The sequence below is a fragment of the Geodermatophilus sp. CPCC 205761 genome (assembly GCF_051383655.1).
GTDB lineage: Bacteria > Actinomycetota > Actinomycetes > Mycobacteriales > Geodermatophilaceae > Geodermatophilus.
Window position 1 is genome coordinate 117,497 of the sequence record NZ_JALPKQ010000012.1, and the last position, 19,588, is coordinate 137,084.

General features: G+C 71.6%; 16 protein-coding genes, 1 pseudogene and 1 other annotated feature. Of the genes and pseudogenes, 5 read left to right on the forward strand and 12 right to left on the reverse strand.

Annotation, left to right across the window (positions count from 1 at the left end; all coding sequences use genetic code 11):
- Nucleotides 1-4 precede the first annotated feature (4 nt).
- The 6 genes and pseudogenes from MY526_RS09915 to MY526_RS09940 form a co-directional block, all read right to left on the reverse strand.
- Nucleotides 5-472, reverse strand: coding sequence for a tyrosine-type recombinase/integrase (locus tag MY526_RS09915; protein WP_436703796.1), 468 nt, complete (start codon nt 470-472; stop codon nt 5-7).
- A gap of 294 nt (nt 473-766) precedes the next feature.
- Entirely contained in the window at nt 767-2,755 is a 1,989-nt protein-coding gene (locus MY526_RS09920; RefSeq protein ID WP_436703797.1) for a glycosyltransferase family 2 protein, read from the reverse strand.
- A 260-nt stretch (nt 2,756-3,015) separates the two neighbouring features.
- Nucleotides 3,016-3,807: a glycoside hydrolase family 16 protein gene (locus MY526_RS09925; RefSeq protein WP_436703808.1), complete on the reverse strand. Its 792-nt coding sequence runs from the start codon at nt 3,805-3,807 to the stop codon at nt 3,016-3,018.
- Between the two features lie 120 nt (nt 3,808-3,927).
- Nucleotides 3,928-5,137: pseudogene (locus tag MY526_RS09930) on the reverse strand (IS3 family transposase); the annotation flags it as partial.
- Nucleotides 4,727-4,855: a sequence feature (AL1L pseudoknot), on the reverse strand. It overlaps the preceding pseudogene by 129 nt.
- Before the next feature lie 476 nt (nt 5,138-5,613).
- Nucleotides 5,614-6,366 (reverse strand): ParA family protein, encoded by a 753-nt coding sequence (locus tag MY526_RS09935; RefSeq protein ID WP_436690599.1) that lies wholly within the window; start codon nt 6,364-6,366, stop codon nt 5,614-5,616.
- Nucleotides 6,363-7,823 carry a CHAD domain-containing protein gene (locus tag MY526_RS09940; protein ID WP_436703798.1) on the reverse strand — a complete coding sequence of 487 codons (1,461 nt, stop codon included), beginning with the start codon at nt 7,821-7,823 and terminating at the stop codon, nt 6,363-6,365. Before MY526_RS09940 ends, MY526_RS09935 begins: the two co-directional genes overlap by 4 nt.
- A gap of 1,009 nt (nt 7,824-8,832) precedes the next feature.
- On the opposite strand from MY526_RS09940, the gene MY526_RS09945 reads away from it, so the two are divergent.
- Both MY526_RS09945 and MY526_RS09950 read left to right on the forward strand, forming a co-directional pair.
- Nucleotides 8,833-9,279, forward strand: coding sequence for a nuclear transport factor 2 family protein (locus MY526_RS09945; protein WP_436690602.1), 447 nt, complete (start codon nt 8,833-8,835; stop codon nt 9,277-9,279).
- An 87-nt stretch (nt 9,280-9,366) separates the two neighbouring features.
- Nucleotides 9,367-9,600 carry a helix-turn-helix domain-containing protein gene (locus MY526_RS09950; protein ID WP_436703799.1) on the forward strand — a complete coding sequence of 78 codons (234 nt, stop codon included), beginning with the start codon at nt 9,367-9,369 and terminating at the stop codon, nt 9,598-9,600.
- Nucleotides 9,601-9,764: 164 nt separating this feature from the next.
- On the opposite strand, the gene MY526_RS09955 is transcribed toward MY526_RS09950, so the two are convergent.
- Nucleotides 9,765-10,751 carry a patatin-like phospholipase family protein gene (locus tag MY526_RS09955; protein WP_436690606.1) on the reverse strand — a complete coding sequence of 329 codons (987 nt, stop codon included), beginning with the start codon at nt 10,749-10,751 and terminating at the stop codon, nt 9,765-9,767.
- 404 nt (nt 10,752-11,155) lie between these two features.
- Entirely contained in the window at nt 11,156-11,653 is a 498-nt protein-coding gene (locus MY526_RS09960) for an NUDIX hydrolase (RefSeq protein ID WP_436703800.1), read from the reverse strand.
- 217 nt (nt 11,654-11,870) lie between these two features.
- On the opposite strand from MY526_RS09960, the gene MY526_RS09965 reads away from it, so the two are divergent.
- The 3 genes from MY526_RS09965 to MY526_RS09975 all read left to right on the forward strand — a co-directional run bounded on the left by MY526_RS09965 (nt 11,871) and on the right by MY526_RS09975 (nt 16,063).
- Nucleotides 11,871-12,899 carry an AraC family transcriptional regulator gene (locus MY526_RS09965; RefSeq protein WP_436703801.1) on the forward strand — a complete coding sequence of 343 codons (1,029 nt, stop codon included), beginning with the start codon at nt 11,871-11,873 and terminating at the stop codon, nt 12,897-12,899.
- Nucleotides 12,900-12,970: 71 nt separating this feature from the next.
- Nucleotides 12,971-14,305, forward strand: coding sequence for an APC family permease (locus MY526_RS09970; RefSeq protein WP_436690612.1), 1,335 nt, complete (start codon nt 12,971-12,973; stop codon nt 14,303-14,305).
- Between the two features lie 156 nt (nt 14,306-14,461).
- Complete coding sequence (locus MY526_RS09975) at nt 14,462-16,063, forward strand: MFS transporter (RefSeq protein WP_436703802.1); 1,602 nt, start codon at nt 14,462-14,464, stop codon at nt 16,061-16,063.
- A gap of 42 nt (nt 16,064-16,105) precedes the next feature.
- On the opposite strand, the gene MY526_RS09980 is transcribed toward MY526_RS09975, so the two are convergent.
- The 4 genes from MY526_RS09980 to MY526_RS09995 form a co-directional block, all read right to left on the reverse strand.
- Nucleotides 16,106-17,170: a YeiH family protein gene (locus tag MY526_RS09980; RefSeq protein ID WP_436703803.1), complete on the reverse strand. Its 1,065-nt coding sequence runs from the start codon at nt 17,168-17,170 to the stop codon at nt 16,106-16,108.
- Nucleotides 17,167-17,787 (reverse strand): RBBP9/YdeN family alpha/beta hydrolase, encoded by a 621-nt coding sequence (locus tag MY526_RS09985; protein WP_436690617.1) that lies wholly within the window; start codon nt 17,785-17,787, stop codon nt 17,167-17,169. Before MY526_RS09985 ends, MY526_RS09980 begins: the two co-directional genes overlap by 4 nt.
- The gene (locus tag MY526_RS09990) at nt 17,784-19,118 is read right to left on the reverse strand and encodes an MFS transporter (protein WP_436703804.1); all 1,335 of its coding nucleotides are present in this window, start codon (nt 19,116-19,118) and stop codon (nt 17,784-17,786) included. The genes MY526_RS09985 and MY526_RS09990 overlap by 4 nt, the downstream gene beginning before the upstream one ends.
- Nucleotides 19,119-19,314: 196 nt before the next feature.
- Nucleotides 19,315-19,588 (reverse strand): 3-keto-5-aminohexanoate cleavage protein (locus MY526_RS09995; protein ID WP_436703805.1); only part of this gene is annotated, 274 nt, incomplete at its 5' end.

Below are 19,588 nucleotides of genomic sequence, written 5' to 3' on the forward strand. Positions count from 1 at the left end.
CTGGTCAGCGCCTTGTTGGCGTCGGTGTCAGATCGGGGCTCTTGCCCCGCGCCCACAAGACGCCCACAGGATGCGCCGAGATGTGGGCGGCGTGGGCGGCATCCATGCGTTCGGCGAGGGCGCCGAGGTCGTCGTCGAAGAGGCCGGAGTAGACGTCCAGGGTCATCGCGGCGGAGGCGTGGCCGAGCATCCGCGGGACCGCCTTGACGTTCGCGCCGCTCGCCACGAGGAGGCTCGCCGCGGTGTGGCGGAGATCGTGGGGACTGAGATCCTCCCGTCCCGCTGCAGTAGCGGCCGGGGCGAAGACTCGGCGCCGGAAGGTGCCGGACCGGAGCACGCCGCCCTCGGGTGAGGTCAGCACCAGGTCGTCGGCGCGCTTGCCGGCGGACCGCCGGGCCAACGGCTCGAGGAGGACGGCAGGAACGGGGACGGTCCGCTGCTGGTGGGTCTTCGGGCTGCCGAACGCGACCACGCCTCCAACCTCCGTCCCACAGGGCCGCCATCTCGCCCAAGCGGAGCCCCGTGTAGGCGAGCAGCCGGACGAGGGACCACCTCAGAGCGATAGGTCATGAAAAGGTCATGAATAGGTCATGAACGGTGTCGCTGGTGCTGCGGCAAGCCGCTGACCAGCCAAGACACAGTTCAGCGCCCCGCCTTCCGGACTGGCCATGCCGGTTCGATCCCGGTCACCCGCTCCACGTACAAGGTCCGCCACCTACCCGAAGGTCGCGCAGCGGAGCCACGTCGGCCGCAACAGGGCCCGGCGTTACGACCGGGAGTAGGCGGCGTCCTCGCCCGGGGGGCGGTGCTGCCCACGGCCCCGTGGCGGTGTGGTCGAGTACACCGCACTGGCGATCTGAGCCCGAGTGACCATGCCGTGGGCGTAGGCGAGGTCACCGAGCCGGGTCCACCTGCCGTCAGCGTTCGCCTGCAGCGCCAGCAGAGACTGGAGTTGCGCGACACTGAGCGCCTCCTCGCGGACGAGGACCTGGCCGAGGCGCGTCCCGTACCGGCTCTGGGCACGCCGCTCTCGTACCGAGCAGATGAGGCGCGTGGTGGCCACCTGCACCAACGGCGCGGCGCAGATGAGTGCCACCGTCGCGGCCCAGAAGAGCAGTGTGGGGTAGTCGTGGTGCAGGGCCAGCCCGGTGGCGATGGAGGCCAGCGAGACGCCGAGCCACAGTAATTGCGACCGGAAGGTGCGCCAGGTGTCCCCGGTGGCGGCCGTTCCCTTGGCGGTGACGACGTACACCAGCGGCCGGCCGGCCAGCTGGGCCACCGCCGCGGCGCTGAACACCGGCCCGGTGACGAGGTCGAGGGCGAGGCCGGAGAGGTTCCAACTGGTGCGCTCATGCTCGGCGAGGTTGAAGCGGCCCATCAACCGGAACAGCAGGTATCCGAGGACGACGTTGGCGAGGAACAGCCCGAGCCACGCCCCGAGTGGCAGCCGGGTGACCGAGATGCCGCCGACGAGATAGAGCGCGAAGAGCAGGATGCCGCCCAGCCAGCTGAACGCGATCAGCGGGTAGTGCGTCTGCAGGGTGGCGAAGGAGAGCTGTTGGCTCCGGCGGGGCATCCGCGGGATGGCCCGGAAGGAGTGCTGCCGAATGACCTCCCAGATCCCGTAGGCCCAGCGCTTCTGCTGGCTGAACCAGTCGCTGTAGGTGGCCGGCCCCTCCCCGACCGCGAGGACGTCGGGTGTGTAGACGCCCCTCCAGTGGTTCCCCGTCGCGGGGTTGCGGCTGCCGTAGAGGGCGATGCCGGTCAGGTGGTCCTCGATGATGCTGTCCTGATACCCCCCGATGACCTCGAAGGCGCTGGGCCGGTACAGGTGGTTGGTGCCGATGAGGATCGGGGCGCCGAACCGGTTGGCGCCGCGCTGGGTGATGCCGTGGAAGATGTAGGACATCTGCGCCGCCCCGCGCGCCACGAAGGACTCGTCCACGTTGCCGTAGACCTGGGGGGCTACGACGAACCCGAGGTCGGGGTCGGCGAAGTAGCCCAGGGTCCGCTCCAGGAAGTGCGGAAACGGGACGTGGTCGGGGTCCATCTGCGCCACGACGTCGTAGTCGGCGGCGTGCTGCTCGCGCCAGCTGTTGTGGTTGCCGTGCTTGGTCCTGGCCTTGAACGGGCCGGAGGGCTGGTTCCACCGCTCGACGCCCTTGCGGCTGAAATGATGGACGCCGAGCTCCGCGCACCGCTCCCGGACCTCGGGGCTGTCCCCCTCGTCGAGCAACCAGACGTCCCGCTGTCCGTCGTGGCGGATCCGGGTCATGGCTCGCAGCGTGGCCATGACCAGCTCCAGCGGCTCCTTGCCCGGGACGATCGTGGTCAGCACCGCGACCCGGAGGCCGGGATGGGGCCGCATCGGGATCGGGTCCTGGGCGTTGGCGAGGAACCAGGTTGTCACCGCGGTTCTGAAGCCGGCGATCAGCTGCAGGACCACCAATACGACCAGGCCGACGACCGTGAGCACGCCGACGACCGGCCGCCCGGCGGGGAGCAGGGGCAGGTGGGAGGGCCAGAGGACGTACGCCAGCAGCGCGACGGAGGTGGCAATGTGCAGGCAGCCGGCGGCCACCATCGCCCACCACTGGCGGCGCGTCAGCACGTCGCGGAACCGGATGACCGCAGCGGAGGGCTGCAGCTCCCCGGCGATCTCGGACGACTCGCGCCCGTACAGCCGGCCAGGCTGTCGCCGTTCGTCCATCCCGGGCGGCACCCCGACCAGCTCTCTCGCGCGATCGACCGTCATTGCACTGCACCCCGTGTCTCGTTCGGTGGCCGGCCCGGTAGGGTTCGGGTCCGGCGACACCGTCGTCGTCCGGATCAGGGGTGCGTGCCCGACGTCCCGTCAGCAGGCGGACGTCGCGAGCGACGTCACCCACCGTCGTCCTGCATTCGCTACCTACCCAGGCATCGGACGACTCCAACACTCCTTTGCGGGCCCGGGCGGTCACGCAGCGTCGCGGCGTGCGTCCTCGAGGGCCCTCCGGACGCCGCGGCGGGGTCGGCTCAGGCGCGGAAGCGGACCCAGTCCACGACCATGGACGCCACCCGCGGTGTGGACGCGTCGGGGGGGCCGGGAAGGTCCCCACCGACCGCGACGTTCAACAGCAGGTACTGCGGTCCGTCGAAGGGCCATGTGCCATCCGCGGGCAGGTCCCCGGTCGACACCGCGCCGGTCTCCCGGCCGTCGATCGCGAACACGATCCGGTCGCCGGTCCAGTCCGCGCTGTAGGTGTGAAAGCCGGCGGACAGCGGCTCCGGCACGGGCGAACGGACGCCGCGCTGCCAGTGTCCGGAGTCGGCGCGGGGCCCGTGGACCGTCTGCAGCGCCTCGCCGGCCTCCCCGAACGACTCGACCAGGTCGATCTCCCCGCACCGCGGCCAGCCGACCTCCTGGATGTCCTGACCCAGGGTCCACGCGGCGGGCCAGATGCCGGCCCCCGCGGGGAGCTTGGCGCGAACCTCGACCAGACCTTCGTGCGCCACGCGCCGGCCGAACGTCGTGATCCGCGCCGACGTCCACTCCCCCATGTCCCCCAGCCGCGCCGAGAGCACGAGGTGCCCGTCGCCGTCCAGCGCCACGTTCTCGGGTGCGTCCGTGTAGGTCTGCACCTCATTGTTGCCCCAGCCGCCGCCCCCAAGCTCCGCCGTCCAGCTCGACCGGTCAGGGAACGAGCCGGCGGGTCCGTGGAACTGGTCCTCCCAGATCAGGCGACGCTCCCGCTCGCCCGAGCAGCCGGTCAGACCCGTCAGCACGAGGGCGCAGACGAGCCCGAGAGCGCGGACGACGTGGGACACACCGGCTGATGATGCGCCGTGAGGACGGCGGGGTGGTCGGAACCGTGATCCGACACGGCCTGAACCGCCCCGCGACCAGTGGAGGCTCGGTTCGGCCGGAACGTCCTCGGTGAGGCCGGCGATTGATCGGTAGTGGTTGTCCTCGTACTCGATCGGTGGGATGTCGCCGCAGGCGCCATGCAGCCGGCGGTGGTTGAACCAGTCGACGTACTCCAGCGTGACGAGCTCGACGTCGTCGAGACCTCTCCAGGGCCCGCGGCGGCGGATCAGCTCGGTCTTGTAGAGGCCGATGAGGGATTCGGCGGCGGCGTTGTCGTAGGAGTCGCCCTTGCTGCCCACCGACCGGACCGCGCCGGCGGCGTCGAGGCGTTCGGTGTAGCGAATTGCGACGTAGGGCCCGCCGCGGTCGGAGTGGTGAATCAGGCCACTGACCTCCTGCTCGTCCCGGGCTCGGGTCCACAGGCCCTGCTCGAGCGCGTCGAGGGCCAGGTCCGCGCGCAGGCTGGTCGACGCCCGCCAGCCGACGATCCGGCGAGAGAACACGTCCATCACGAAGGCGACGTAGACGAAGCCCGACCAGGTCGCCACGTAGGTCAGATCGGCCACCCACAGCCGGTTCGGCGCCGGCGCGGAGAACGTCCGGTCGACCAGGTCACCGGGGCGGGCGGCGACGTCGGCCGGCACGGTGGTGCGCTTGACCTTGCCGCGGACCGCGCCGGCCAGGCCGATCTGGCGCATGAGCCGCTCCACCCGGCAGCGAGCGACCCGAATGCCTTCCCGGTTCAGCTGAGGCCAGACCTTGCGGACACCGTAGACGCCGAGGTTGGCCGCATGCACCCGGGACGATCTCGACCTTGAGCTGCTCATCGGCCACGGCCCGCGCCGAGGGTGGTCGGGACCGTGCGGCGTAGTAGGTGCTCGGAGCGATCGCGGCGCCCGCCTCGGTGAGCGTGCGGCAGATCGGCTCGACTCCGAACTCCTTGCGGTGCTGGTCGATGTAGTCGATCAGCGCTGAGATGGCCGGTCGAGCTCGGCCGCGAAGAAAGCCGACGCGCTCTTGAGGATCGCGTTGGCCCGGCACAGCTCACGGTTCTCCCGCTCAGCTCGGCCAGTCGCGCCCGCTCGTCGGTCGTCAGACCCGGCGCGCTGCCCGCGTCGATGCGGGCCTGCTGCACCCAGTTCCGCAGCGAGTCCGGCACGATCCCAAACGCTCGCCGACCCGCTTGCACGCGGCATTGACGCTCAGCCTCTCCGGCCCCTCCACCAGATCGAGCGCGAAGCGGATCGCCCGCTCACGCAGCTCGTCGGGGTGCTTCCGCGGTGCCGCCATGACTTCCATCCTTCGGTGGTTGGAAGCCTCCATCAATCCCGGGGCGGTTCAAGGCGCAGCTGTCGCCGTCGAACTCAATCCCGCCACCTGCCGGATGGGCACTCGGTGGGCACGAACGCGCGAGCAGCACCCGTTCTCAAGCGAACGGCCGCGGACTGCCGCGGGGAGCTGACCTGTGGAGACGCACGCGCACGGTCACGGCTGATCACCGCCGACACGCGGTCCGCGCGACTCATGATCCCTGGGTCGTGGGTTCGAGCCCCACCCGCCCCACCGGTGTTCGTGTCTTGTTTCGCCTGATGCTTGACCACGGAGCTTCGGGTGCTCCGCGACAGTGGTGCGGCTGATGGTTGACAGCTGTTCCGGCTGATCCTTGACGCTCCCTCGATGAGGCAGATGAGCGTGACGGAGCAGCGCCATCTGGCGGTGCTGGCGGTGATCGCCGACGGGCATCCACGTGATTCGTGCTGTGGGCGTCAGCCGGTGCCGATCAGGCAAGACTGCACCCGTGCCCAGAGCGCCTCGTAGGCGGCGGTCGCGGAGCTGGCCGGCGCGAACGCCGGCACCGGTGCGCGCTCTTCGGCCATCTGCTCGATCGCCACCCGACTCGGGATCGCCTCGGGGACGACGGACGCGTGATCGTTGGGCAGCCGTTCGGTGAAATCGCGATGGGCCTTCTTGCGGCGGTCGACCATCGACAGAAAGCCGACGACCTGCGGCTTCCGCCCCGGCATCATGTCGACGAAGTCGATGAGCTGGTCGTAGGTGCGCACCGAGAGCATGGCGGGGATCAGGGGGACGAGCAGCACGTCGCAGGCGTGGACGACGTTCTCCGACACCAGGGACACGCTCGGCGGGCAGTCGAGGACGACCAGGTCGTACTCCTTCTTCAGGGGCCCGAGCAGGCGGCGGATCCGATCCGTGGGGCGCTTCGCCGAGTCCAGGTCCAGATCGAGGTTGCGGTAGCTGAAGTCGGCAGGCATCAGGTCGAGCTGGTCGAAATCGGTTCCCTTGATCCCGTCGTCCAGTGTGCGCTTTCCCCTGACCAAGGCGTTACCGCCACCCTTCACCTTGGGTTTGACCCTGAACAGGTACGTGGCCGAGCCCTGCGGATCGAGGTCCCAGAGGAGGGTGCGCAGACCGTCGCGGGCCGCGAAGTAGGCGATGTTGACCGCGGCTGACGTCTTCCCGACGCCCCCCTTGATGTTGTACGTGGCCAGGACCTTCATGACGCCGCTCCTGCCATTGCGGTGGCCGGCGCCGTTCGGCGCGGTCCTGGTGGGGCCGTCCGACGCTGCGCCGACCGCCGGGAGAACTGCTCGAACATGGCGGCGAACTGCGCGCGCGACGTGTCCTGGTCCTCCTGCAGCCGGGCCGCGATCTCCCCCATCGCGAACATCGTCCGGGCGGAGGCGCCGTCGTTGGCCATCATGTCGGTGGCGAGTGAGTACAGCGCCTCGCGCTGGGCCTCGCTGTCCTGGAACGTCCCGAGCACATCCTGCAAGGCCTTCAACTCCTTGATGGCGACGCGAGCGTCGGCCGGATCCGTCGTCGGGGGAAAGGTCTCCAGCAGGTAGCGCAGCTCCTTGGCCCGCTTGCGCAGGTCGTGCAGGTCCTCGGCAGGCGACGCGTCGGTGATCCGCGAGCCGAGGCGGAGTACACGACGATGCGCGCGATCGAGCCGTTCCACGACCACCTCGGCCGCGATCGGTCCCGCACAGGGCTGCCCGTCCCAGGTCGCCAGCGCCAGCAGCGAGGCGCGCCATCGTGCACGGAACCGCTCGAACCGCGGCGACCGCAAGCCGGCCGCGAGCCTGCGCCGCTCGTCCGCACGGAGCCCGGTCAGGTGGAGCACCAGGGGTTCCACGTCCTCGCGTCGGCCGGTCGAAAGACCAGCCGTCAGGGACGGGAGCTCCTCGAGAAGGACGTCGAGGTCGCGCGACGGCGTCGTGAGGTCGCCGAGCAGCTTCAACTGCGGTGTCACCCACGCGACCAGGGAGGGCGGCAGGACGTCACCGAGCAGCTTGACCGCCGAGCGAGCGCGCCGCACCGCGACCCGGAGGTCGTGCAGGAACTCGATGTCGACATCGCTGACCGTTCCGTCCACGGCGGCCTCCAGCTCGCCGAGAAAGGACAGCAACACCCTGGCCACCGCCACGCGGGCGGGAAGACCGGCCTCCATCACGGGCCTCGAGGGCGCGTCGGGATCGACTCCCGCGGCGCGCAACGCCGCCGGGTAGCGCGAAGGTGTGTCAGGAACGAGCCCCGCCCGGTGCGCGATACGGGCGGCGCACTCGCCGGCCGCGTCGTACCCCCGCAGAGGGATCAACCACAGGCCCCCCGGCAGGCGGCCGCGGCTTCTGGAAACGGTGGCCGGACGTTCGTGGATCAACCGCAGGACGGTCTTGCCCTCGATGTCCAGCAACCTGCCGGTGACGGACGTCCCCGATGCCTCGACCATCGGCAGGAGAGCGCGCACCCCGAGGACCGGCTCGAGGTGCGGGCGAAGGTCGTCGGGAAGACGCGCCAGCAAGCGCGGCCAGCCGAGGGTGTCGGGCCCCGCCGTGACCGTCGCACCGTCGGTGCGGCTGAGCCCCAGCATGCATCCGTCGCCGTCGGGGGCTTGGACGGCCGTCAGCGCCATCCCGCGGCGGTACAGCCGCAGGTCGAAGCTGTCCAGCCACATCGTCCGCGTGGTAACCGGTCTATCCATGGCCACCGTGTAGCTCGCCGCCAACGCCGCCAGGGCAGCGGCTACTGCCGATGGTTCGGAACCGGCCCAGAACTGGCCGCCGCGAGGGTCACTCACCGGCGTTCCTCTCAGGTCACCGACCTCGGTCGGGTGTCGCGCATTGTGTCGGTCGCAGCCGACCGCCAGGGTGAGGCGCGCCCAGCAGCTGTCATCTCGAACGACCGGTGCGGCCCGACCAGCCACCGACTGCCCCGAGCAATTGCCTCGGTGATGTGGTCGACCGCGGAACCCAGTTCGGTCTTCAGTTGTCACCGGCCGAGCGGGCCCGTAGGGCCGGGCACGCCCGCAAGGCCTACTTCGCACGCCTTGCGTTGCTGTCGTCGACGACGCCTGAAAACTGACCCCCACGCGACGTAGAACCCGCACGTCGCCAGGGGGTCAACCCTCGGCCGCCGTTGACAGCTGTCGGCACGGGCGTGGCGCCCCCGCTGGCAAGTGAGAACCGCGGTGTGAACCACCCCGACGAAAACCGAGCACACGTCACGCCCCGGCCTCCAGACGAGTCCCCTGCCGAACGAGTCGCTCCCGAGGTCGCGCAGCCCGAGGAGTAGCTCCGAGCACGGCTCGAGGTTGTCCCCGACCGGCGCCAAAGCCGTGCGTGGTGGCCACACCACCGCGACGTCGCTCCGCAGTCTTCCCGCATGGCCGTGTACCGCTACCGGACCCAGCCCCGTGCGGAGAGGTCGCGTCCAGGTCCATCGGGAGGTCGTCTCGCGTGACGGGGCGACCTGATCTTCGCCTCGACCTCTCCCCGCGCTCACCGCCGCCTCAGGACAGGCCGCCGCCCCGGAACTCGACGCTGCCGAGTAGGCCGCTCACTGCTGGGCCGAGCGGGAGATTCCCTCACCAATCCACGACCTTGGCCCCGGAGGACTGGGCGCGAGCTGCTCAGGAGGCCACCATGGCCACGTCCTGGTAACGAGGGCTTGCCAAGGAGGACGGCATGACCACCACGACGCCCGTGCCCGGAGCTCAGATGTCCCGGGAGCGCATGGACGAACTCGTCGACGGCCACTACCGGGCGGAGGAGACCGGCGACCTGGCCGCGATCGTTGCGGGATTCCAGCCCGATGCCGAGCACGACGTCGTCGGGCGCCCCGGCCCCACGCTGCACGGTGCGGCGCAGATCGAGGACTTCTACCGGGCTCTCTTCGCCGACTTGCGGATCGACCGGTTCGAACCGGTCCGCCGTTGGTACGGCGCCGACCACGTCGTTGACGAGTCGGTCCTGCACGCCACCGCGATGGGGCACCCATTTGGACTGGACGGGCGCGGCCGACCGGTCCAGACCCGCTTCTTGCACATCTTCGACTTCCGCGACGGCCTGATCAGCCGGGAGAGCGCTTGGATCGATCTCGCGGCCATCCAACAGCAGTTGGGCCCCGGGTGATGCGGCCTGGAATCCTCGTCCTGCCGGCTGGCTGTACCCGGGGACGTTGGTGACAGCGGTCCGCCTTGAACGCAGGAGAACCTCCGAGTGGGTTGTGGCTCGTCGAAGGCCCACATCCGCTCGGAGGTTCTCGCGTCCCACGGTGATGCCCGCACCACCGTTCACGCCCGGAAGCTGATCGTCGCCCCGTATCGGGCCGGCTGGCGCCAGGCGCACATCGCCGCGGCGATGGGCATCTCGCGCACGTGCGTGCGGACCTGGATCGGCCGCTACGAAGCCGAAGGCGAGGCGCCGATACCTCTCGAGCACGTCATCAGCTGAGCCGGCGCACAGTTCGCCCCGCACCCCGCTCGCCGACCACCACCGGCAGGGCCGCCCGGGCAGGACCTCGCTCTCCGCCGAGGCCCCTGGCGTGGCTGATCGACGGCGGCGCCGTCGGCCGGCGCGGGACATGACCATCGTCGATGGAGCGACGGCCCTGCGCGTCAGGCGACACCATCGACGGGTGACGGCGCGGCCGAGACGAACCGGGTCGTGCCTGTTCGCACCGCCGTCTCGAAGACGTGGCGGCGTCGCCGGGCGTCCATCACGTCGGGGCCCATGACGGCGAGGTCCTCGGCGGTGGGCGCGACCACGCGCACGGTCGTTCCTGCAGCGGTGAGCCGAGCCACCTCCCACTCCAACCGCTGGTTCGGGTGCTGGCGCAGGCGGGCCGCCGCGGACCTGCGCGGACCCGGTGCCGTGGTCGCCATGGGCGCCAGTACGAGCACCTCGTCCAGTCGTTCGTCCGCCAGCACGTCCGCGTTGGTGACCGAGACCGCGCCCCCGTCCACGTAGCGGCGGTGACCGATGAGCCGCGGCGGGAACACACCGGGGATCGAGCACGAGGCCATCACCGCCTCGGGGAGCGACGTCACCGGGTGCCCCGCCGCTCCGAAGACGACGCGTCGCCCGGAGTCGAAGTCCATCGCGACCATCCACGTCCGGGGACGGGCGGGCCATCCCCCGTGACCGCACACCTCCGCGATCAACTCGCCGACCGGCGCCAGGCTGCCCCGGCCGCGGGGGGCCAACGCCGCGGCCGTTGCCCGCACGGTGTGGCGTCCGGGTTGGCCGAGGGTCCGCGCGGCCAGCCGCAGGTTGCCCGGGAACGGCACGGGCCAGGGGATGTCGGTGAGCGCGCGGTGGACCCGGTCGGGCACGTCGACGGGGCTGACCGCGTCACCTTCGACCGCTCGGACGGGACCACAGGACAACGTCTCGGCCATGACCCGGGGCGGCACGCCGGAGCCGAGCAGCGCCGCGAGCACCGACCCGGAGGAGGTGCCGACGACGACCTCGAACGCCATCCCGTCCGGGCCCTCCGTGTCGGACAACGCGCAGAGCACTCCCAGGGCCCAGGCGCCGCCGACGGCAGCACCCGCACCGATCACCAGCCCACGTCGGGGCTGAGATCGCACAGAATCACCCATGACAGCTCCTCCAGACGGCTGACGCGTTCCCTGGCGTCCCTGGACGGCGACCCGACACGGCCGTCGCGGCACGGAGGACAGCGGCGCCCGACGCTCCTCGGCCGGCGAGGGGCAGAACGGAGCCGCTCTCCTCCGTGGGTGCGTGGGCCGGCATCCCCCGTGCTTCGTGGCCGATCAGGCTGACGAGATCCGTCCGATCCCCGCGTGCCCGACCTGGGCGCTGATGCCGTTGACGACGCTTCGACGTACGGCTCAGGAGTGCTGGGGACGGTCCCCTCCAGAGGTCCTCGACTCCTCCGGTCGCCTGGCCCTCGCTGAGATGCACGCGGCGAATGCTCCGAGGCTGACGGCGGTCTCGGATCCTCCCTTCCGGATGGGACCGCGGGACGACCGGTCGCCCGCGGTCAGCCCAGGTACACCGGCTCTCCGACGGAGATGGCCTGGGCGATCCAGAGCCGCACCGGCGGCTCGATCGGCAACCCCGGGAGGTCCGCGACCTGAACCCAGGCGGCCTCGCTGGTCTCGTGCTGATCACCGCGCGGAACCCCACCCACGGCACTGCCCCGGAAGATCAGCGCGAACTGCTGGCGCACCTCGCCGCCGACGGAGCGGACGACGTGACCGGGATCGCTGAACAGGCCGACGAACCCGGTCACCACCACCTGCACACCGGACTCCTCGGCGGTCTCCCGAACGGCGGTCTCGACGGCGGTCTCACCGACCTCGACGCGGCCGCCCGGCAACTCCCACGCACCGCTGTCACACCGGCGGACGAGGAGCAGCGCCCTCTGACGCCACCGCACTGCGACGAACACCGAGGGGACGACGAGGCTCGCGGCCGGCGCCGACGGATCGTGGAAGTACACCTGCCGCGTGCGTGCCCGGCGGTCGATCGACGTCATGGCCTGCCTGCCCCGTCCCCTGGAGTCGCTCCCCGCGACGCTCCTGCGCCCTGCGGCCGGGAGCATCGTCCGGAGCGGGTGAAGCAGGAGAGATCCCGGGGTTCGCGGCCTCCGGGGAGATGCGCCAGCGGGAGACACCGATTGCACTTTGCGGTTCTGCCGAGTGCCGCCTAGGTTTCCCGTGATCGCGGAGGGGGGACCGCTCATGCGGCCTCGCGTGCGGACTGCCGCGCTGACCGGGTACGCCGACCTGGCTCGATCGCTGGGGCTGGACCCGACCGAGCTGTTGGGCGACGTGGGCCTGACCCTCACCGACCTCGACACCCCGGACCGGTGGATCGCCGCGGCGCCCGCGGCCAGACTGCTCGAGCTGTCCGCCCGGCGCGCCCCGTGCGAGGACTTCGGCGTGCGCCTGGCCGAACGCCGGCGGCTCGGGTCCCTCGGGCCGATCAGCGTGGTGCTCCGCGACGAACCGGACCTCCGCAGCGCCGTGGACCTGTTGATCCGGTACGAGCGGGTCTACAACGAGGCGCTGCACATGCGCCTCCACGAGCACGACGAACTGGCGAGGATCACGGTGTGGCTGGAGTTCGGCGAGCCCGCCCCAGCCGGGCAGGCACTCGACCTCGTCATGGGGGCGGTGGTGGGCATCATCCGGGCGCTGATCGGGAACGACTGGGCGCCCCTGTCCGCCTCCTTCGCCCATCCGCGCCCGCGCGACCCGGCGTCGTACCGCCGCACGTTCGGCCCGGGTGTGCGGTTCGACCAGGACTTCACCGGCCTGGAACTGCTCGTGCGCGACCTGGTCGCCCCCGTCCTCACGTCCGACGCGTCCGTGCGGCCCTACAGCCGGCAGTTCCTCGACGACGTCGTCGCCCCCGGGTACCCGACGTTCGCCACCCAGGTGTCCGAGACGGTGGAGTTGCTGCTGCCGGCGGGACGGTGCTCGCTGAAGACGGTGAGCCGGTACCTGGGGATGCGCCCGAGAGCTCTCCAGACCCTCCTGGCCGAGGACGGGCACAGCTTCTCCGCGATCGTGCACGCCACCCGGGCCCGGCTGGTCGAGCGCTACCTGCCCAATGACGGGTACTCGGTGACCGAGGTGTCCCAGCTGCTGGGTTTCGGCGCGCCCAGCGCCTTCACCCGGTGGTTCCAGGCGCGGTTCGGCACCAGTCCCAGCGAGTGGCGTCGAAACGCACGCGCCGGATCCCTCCCCGCTGCGATCGGGGACGGGCAGGCGACCTGAACCGTCCGGGAGGTCCGCGACTCCTCCGTCGCGGATGAGGTCGCAGGCCAGGCGGCGCGGTAGTCAGGACCATGACCGTCAGCGACCAGCCCGCCGCCCGGCTGTCGGTGCGGCAGGCGGCCTTCATCGGGGTCGGGGCCATGGTGGGCGCCGGCATCTTCGCGCTCCTCGGGGCTGCCGGTGAGGTCGCCGGTGCCGCCGTCTGGCTCTCCTTCCTCATCGCCGGCGCCGTCGCCGTCCTGCAGGGGTACTCGTTCGCCAAGTTCGGGGCCCGCTACCCGTCGGCCGGAGGGCTGCTGGAGTACGTCGTCCGGGGGTTCGGCAACGGGCACGTCACGGGAGTCGTGGCCTGGTTGCTGCTGGCCGCCAACGCGATCATCACCGCGATGGTCGCCGTGTCGTTCGGCAGCTACGCCTCCGCCGCGTTCGCCGACGGAGGAGCCGGCTGGACGAAGGCGTTCGCCGTCCTGGTGGTGCTCGTGATGACCGTGCTCAACATCCTGGGCTCCCAGGCAGTGGCACGGGCGCAGACGATCGTGGTCGTCGTGGTGGTGGGCATCCTCACCGTCTTCGCGGTCGCGACACTGTGGAACCTGGACACGTCGCTGCTCGCGTTCTCCGGCTACCCCTCGCTGCGCGCCGTCGTGTCGAGCGTGGCGCTCACCTTCTTCGCCTTCCTCGGCTTCGGTGTCATCACGTTCACGGCGAAGGACCTGGCCAACCCGGCCCGCGAGCTGCCGCGTGCGGTGTACCTGGCGCTCGGCATCGCGACGGCGGTCTACGTCGCGGTCGCGGTGGGCGTCTTCGGCACCCTGACCGTCGACGAGGTGGTCGCCTCCGGCGGGACGGCGCTGGCGGTGGCCGCACAACCCGTCCTGGGCGACGCCGGGTACTGGCTGATGAGCGTGACGGCGCTGTTCGCGACCGCCGGCGCCACCAACTCGGGGCTCTACCCCGCGGCGGGGTTGTGCGAGCACATGGCCTCGACCGGCCAGTTCCCGCCGGTGCTCGGTCGTCGGTTCCGGGACCGCGCGCCCGCGGGGATCCTGCTGACCGCAGTGGTGGCCATCGCCCTGTCGGTCGGTTTCGCGCTCACCGCGATCGCCTCGATCGGCAGCGCGGTCGCCCTGATCGTCTTCGCGCTGGTGTCGGCGGGCCACCTGCGGGTCCGGGGCGAGACGGGGGCCAAGACGTGGCTGCTGGTGCTCGCCGTCGGGTCCGCGGTGATCGTCCTGGTGACCTTCGCGTTCACCACGCTGGTCGAGGAGCCGGCGACCGCGGTCACCCTGGTCGCCATCCTGCTGGTGAGCATCGCGCTCGACCTCGTCTGGAAGCGCCGACGGCCCGATCGTCCGGCGCCGGCGCCGGACGGCCCCGTGCACGCACCGCAGAGCCCCGCCAGGTGACCACGGCGCACGCCATCGGGCAGCCAGCCGTGGAGCGCCGTCCCGCTGGAGTCCTCCGGCGGGTGGCCCGGTGCGATCCCCCGGTGCACGGTCGCTGTAGCCGTTCACCACGAGCGGATGAGGACCACCGGCGCCGGTCCCGCCCACGATGACACGATGGTGAGCGATCGCGCGGACACGTCCTCTCCCCCGGAGGGGAAGCGGAGCCGATTGCTCGCCGTGCTGCTGGCGATGGCGATGTTCGTGCTCGTCGTCGACACGTCGCTGATGAACGTCTCGATCTCGGCGGTCGTCCGTGACCTGGACACGACCGTCTCCGGCGTGCAGTCCGCGATCGCGCTCGAGGCACTGGTCTCCGCCGCGTTCATCCTGATCGGCGGCAAGGTCGGCGACCTGGCCGGTCGCAAGCTGGCGTACACGCTGGGGCTGCTCGGTTACGCCGTCGGCGCCGTCGCCATGACGCTCGCCCAAAACCTCACCGCGATCATCGTGTTCTGGGCGATCATCGGCGGGCTCGGCGCCTCGCTGCTCCTGCCGGCCATGCAGTCGCTCATCCACGGCAACTTCGAGGGCCCGGCGCGGAGGAAGGTCTACGCGCTGGTCGGGGCGGCCGCGGCGATCGCCGCGGCGGTGGGGCCGCTGCTGGGCGGCGTCATCACGACGTTCCTGTCGTGGCGGGTCGGGTTCCTGCTCGAGGCCGTGATCATCGCCGTCGTCCTGTCCGGCCTCCGGCTCGTCCGCGACGTCCCCTACACCGGTCCGCGGCACGTCGACGTCGTCGGTTCGGTCCTGTCCGTCCTCGGGATGGGCGGCATCGTGCTGAGCATCCTCGTCTGGCAGGAGGGCGGTGAGTCCGTCGGCGGGCTGATGCTGATCGGCCTGGTCGCGATGGGTGCACTGGTGTGGTGGCTGCGGCGCGGCAAGCGCCTGGGTCGGCCGACGCTGCTCGACCCGGACCTGTTCTCGTCCAAGTACTTCCGGCTCGGGGTCTCCGAGCAGCTCCTCCAGCAGATCGCCCTGGGCGGCACGATGATCGTGCTGCCCATCTACCTGCAGATGGTGCTGGAGTACGACGCGCTGCAGGCCGGCCTGTCCATCGCCCCGCTGTCGCTCAGCATGTTCGGGATCGCCCTGCTCGCCGGCCAGCGCGCGGGGCGGCGGCGCCCGTCCACCATCGTCCGATGGGGGTTCGCGCTCTTCACCGCCGGGCTGGTGATCCTGCTCCCGGTCGTGCCCCGCGCGGACTCCGGCTGGTACCTCCTGGTCCCGCTGCTGATCGCCGGATCCGGGCTGGGGCTGCTGGTCTCGCAGCTGAACAACTACACGCTGAGCCCGGTCTCCGACGAACGCGTCAGCGAGGCCGCCGGCGTGAACTCCGCCGCCGGGTCGTTCGGGCTGTCCTTCGGCCTGGCCTTCGCCGGCGCGATCATGCTCGCTGCGCTCGCGATCACGTTCACCACCCGCGCCGAGGACAGCGACGTCCTGTCCTCCACCGAGCAGCAGCAGGTGGCGGAGGTGCTGGAGGACGACGCGCAGCTGATGAGCAACACCGGGCTCGAACAGCTGCTCGCCGACCAGCCCGAGGCGACCCGCGAGGAGATCGTCCGCATCAACACCGAGGCCCGGCCCCCGGCGCTGCAGATCGCCCTGGTGATCCCCATCCTCGCGGGCCTCCTGGGCCTGGCCAACTCCTTCCGCATGGCCCGGCTGCCCGACCCCGTCCCGTCGAGCTCGACCGAGGGGCTCGCCCTGGGCTGACGGCACCCGACTCCCCGCTGGGCCCTGCTTCGGCCCGGCGGTTCAGCCGAGGACCAGCACCCCGGCCAGCGCGACCCCCGTAACGAGCAGCGTCGACAGCGTCGACACGAGGAGGACCCGTCCGCTGCCGCGGAGCAGCGAGCGGATCTGCACCGCCGCGCCCATGCCGAAGAGAGCGGCGGCGAGCGCCGCGACCTGCACGTGCGAGATCGCGTCGAGCGCCCCCGTGGGCATCACACCGGTGCTGCGCAGGGCGACGCAGGCGACGAACCCGAGCACGAACAGCGGCACGATCGGCGGCCGCTTGGCAGCCGTGCCCTGATCCGACCCGGCCAGCCGCCGCCGGACACTGACCGTTGCGACGACGGGCGCCAGCAGCAGCACCCTGGTCAGCTTGACGACGACCGCGATCGCCACGACGGCGGCACCTCCGGCGCCGGCGGCCGCGACCACCTGACCGACCTCGTGGATGCTCGCCCCGGCCCAGATGCCGAACTGCACGTCGCTGAGGCCCAGCGGGTTCGCCAGCAACGGCAGCAGCACCATGGCCACGGTGCCGAAGAGGGTGACCATGGCGATCCCGACCGCGACGTCCTCCTCGTCGGCCCTGGCCGTGTCCTCCATCGCGGCGATGGCCGAGGCCCCGCAGATGGCGAACCCGGTGCCGATCAGCAGGCTGCGGGCCGCGCCGAGCTGCAGCCGGTTCCCGAGCCACGTGGTCACGACCAGCGTGACCACCAGGGTGCCGGCGACGAGTGCGACCGTCCCGACGCCCAGCGCCATGATGGAGCCGAACGACACGGCGAACCCCAGCAGCACGATGCCGATCCGCAGCAGGCGCCTGGTCACGGCCGCGAGGGCCTGCTTCGCCACCCGGGGCAGCAGGCCGGTGTTGCCGGCGACCATGCCCAGAGCGACCGCCCAGGTCAGGACGCCGACCGCCGGAACGAACCGGTGCGCGAGGAGTGCGCCGCCGAGCCCGAGGGCCGCGGCGACGAGGCCCGGCCACCGGCGCGGCGGCGTCGCCGCGCCGGTGGCCGTGTCCGCGGCCCGGCCCCTGCCGGCCACCGGGACGGTCTCGGCCGGGGCCTGCTCGACGGTGGTCATGCCCGTGCGGGCTCGGGCAGGCGGCAGGAGCGGAACCCGTTCGGGTCGCGCTCCACCGTGCTCCCGCCCAGCCGGTCGATCAGCTCGACCGCCTCCGGCCACTCGCCGAACCCGGAGGCCGGGTTCAGGTGGCCGACGGCACCGAGGTCGTGCACGTGGCTGCCCCAGGACGCCGCGAGGCTGCGCAGCCGCACGGGGTTGCCGAGCGGGTCGTCGCTGCTCGCGGCGACGATGCTGGGGAAGGGCAGCGGCTCCCTCGGGATCGGCAGCCACCCGTGGGCCCGCAGCCGGTCGATCGAGGGGTACTCCGCGGGCAGCTCGGCCGCGAACACGGGCGGGGTGGCCAGGAGGGCGCCGACCACCCGCGTGGGGTTGTACCGCGCCGCCCAGTGCACCGCGACCAGCACCCCGGCGCTGTGGGCGACGAGGACCACCGGCCCGGGGGCCTGCTCGACGACCTGGTCGAGCAGGGTCACCCGCACCAGCAGGCCGGCGTCGGTCCGCCCCAGCGGCGGGACGGTCCGCGCGCCCGGCAGCGCGGCGGCGAGCCGCGTCTGCCAGTGGTCCCCGACGTGGCCGCGCAGGCCCGGGACGAGGACGACGGTCGCCGCGCTCATCGGGTGACCGCCGGGGCGTTCACCTTGAGGAGGCTCTTCGGGTACGCCCGGCGGCCCAGGATCAGCGCCACGAGCGCACCGACCGCGACCATCGGCACGATCTTCATCGCGCTCTCCAGACCGAGCCGGTCGGCCAGCATGCCGGTGACGACCGGTCCGGCCGCGAGACCGAGCAGGTTGTTGGCCAGCGTGAGCGTGCCGAAGGCGGTCGCCCGGATCGACTCGTGGGTCAGGTTCGCCACCATCGCACCGGCCGGACCGGTGGTGCCGGCGGCGAAGAAGATGCCGACGCCGAGCAGCAGCAGCTGCGGGGCACCCGGCTCCAGCGCGAAGCCCACGCCGAGGAGGACCAGCGACAGCAGCGAGTAGACGATCGCCGTCGTCCACTTGCGGATGGCCACGTGCCGGCTCAGCCGGTCGGTGACCCAGCCGCAGACGATCATGCCGGTGCCCATGAGCAGGATGGCGAGGGCCGCCAGCGCGGCCGCCCGGTCCGGCGCGAGGCCGTAGGCGCGGTTGAGGTAGCTGGGCAGCCAGGCGAACAGCGAGCCGGCGAGGAACAGCTGCAGCCCGCTGCCGACGTAGGCGGCGATGACCGACGGGGTGCTGAACAGCGTGCGCAGCGGGGCCCGCTTGCCGGGCACGGAGACCGGCTCGCCCTCGGCGGCGTCGTCGACCCGGTGCGCGTCGAGCTTCTTGTCGCTGATGAACATGCGGTAGAGCAGGACCAGGACGAAGCCGAGGACGGCCATCGCGCCGAAGGACCAGCGCCAGCCGAACTGGACGGCGAGGGCGCCACCGAGGGCGACACCGAGCACCGAGCCGAACGAGCCGCCGGCCATGAAGGCACCTGTGAAGGACGCCCGCTTGTAGGCCGGGAAGACGGCGAGGACGACGGCCAGGCCGACGCTGCCGTAGGCGGCCTCACCGACGCCGATGAAGACGCGGGCCAGCATCAGCTGCTCGTAGTTGGCCGCGACGGCGGAACCCGCGGTGGCCAGGCTCCAGATGACGGCCATGAGGACGATCGAGCGGACCCGGCCCCATCGGTCGCCGAGCAGGGACAGCGGAACGGCCAGGAGCCCGACCGTCAGCGCGACGACGCTGGTGAGCGCCCCGAGCTGCGTGTCGGTGAGGGCCCACTCCAGCTTGAGGAAGGGGAACACGGCCGAGAGGACCTGCCGGGACATGTAGTCCGACAACAGCAGGGCGAACGTGAGGGTGAAGACGACCCACGGGAAGAGCCGGCGGGCCTTCTTCGTGGGGGCCTGCGTGGAGGCAGGGTCGACGACGGTGTCGTCGACCCTGCTCCCGGTGACCAGCGATGTCATGACGAGCTCCAGTGCGCGATTCGAGGTCGATGTCGGTGCCCGTCCGGTGACGGGACCGATGGGGTCGACCTCGAACGCAGGGGTTCGCTGTCGACGTGGTGGCGCAGGTGCGGGCCGGGCGGAACCGGGCCCGCACCTGCGGACCGGGGTGGCGGGAGAAACGGCCGATCAGGCGGTGCCGGTCAGGCGGTGCCGGTCAGGCGTGGTGCAGGAAGCCCCGCTGGCCGGGGCGGCGGTTGGGCGGGTAGCCGAGCTTCGCCAGCGCCTCGTCGGCGCTGTCCCAGTACTCGCCGAGCCGGTAGATCTCGCGGGCTTCCTTGCCCGTGGCGACCTCGCGGCCGAGCTCGCCGGCGATCCGCACGAGCTGACGGACGGCGTCGGCGGAGGTGAGCTTCTCGCCCAGCCGGCCCCAGAGGGTGTCCTCGTTGCCGCAGCGCGGGTGCAGGCCCATCGCGATCGCCATCGTGTTG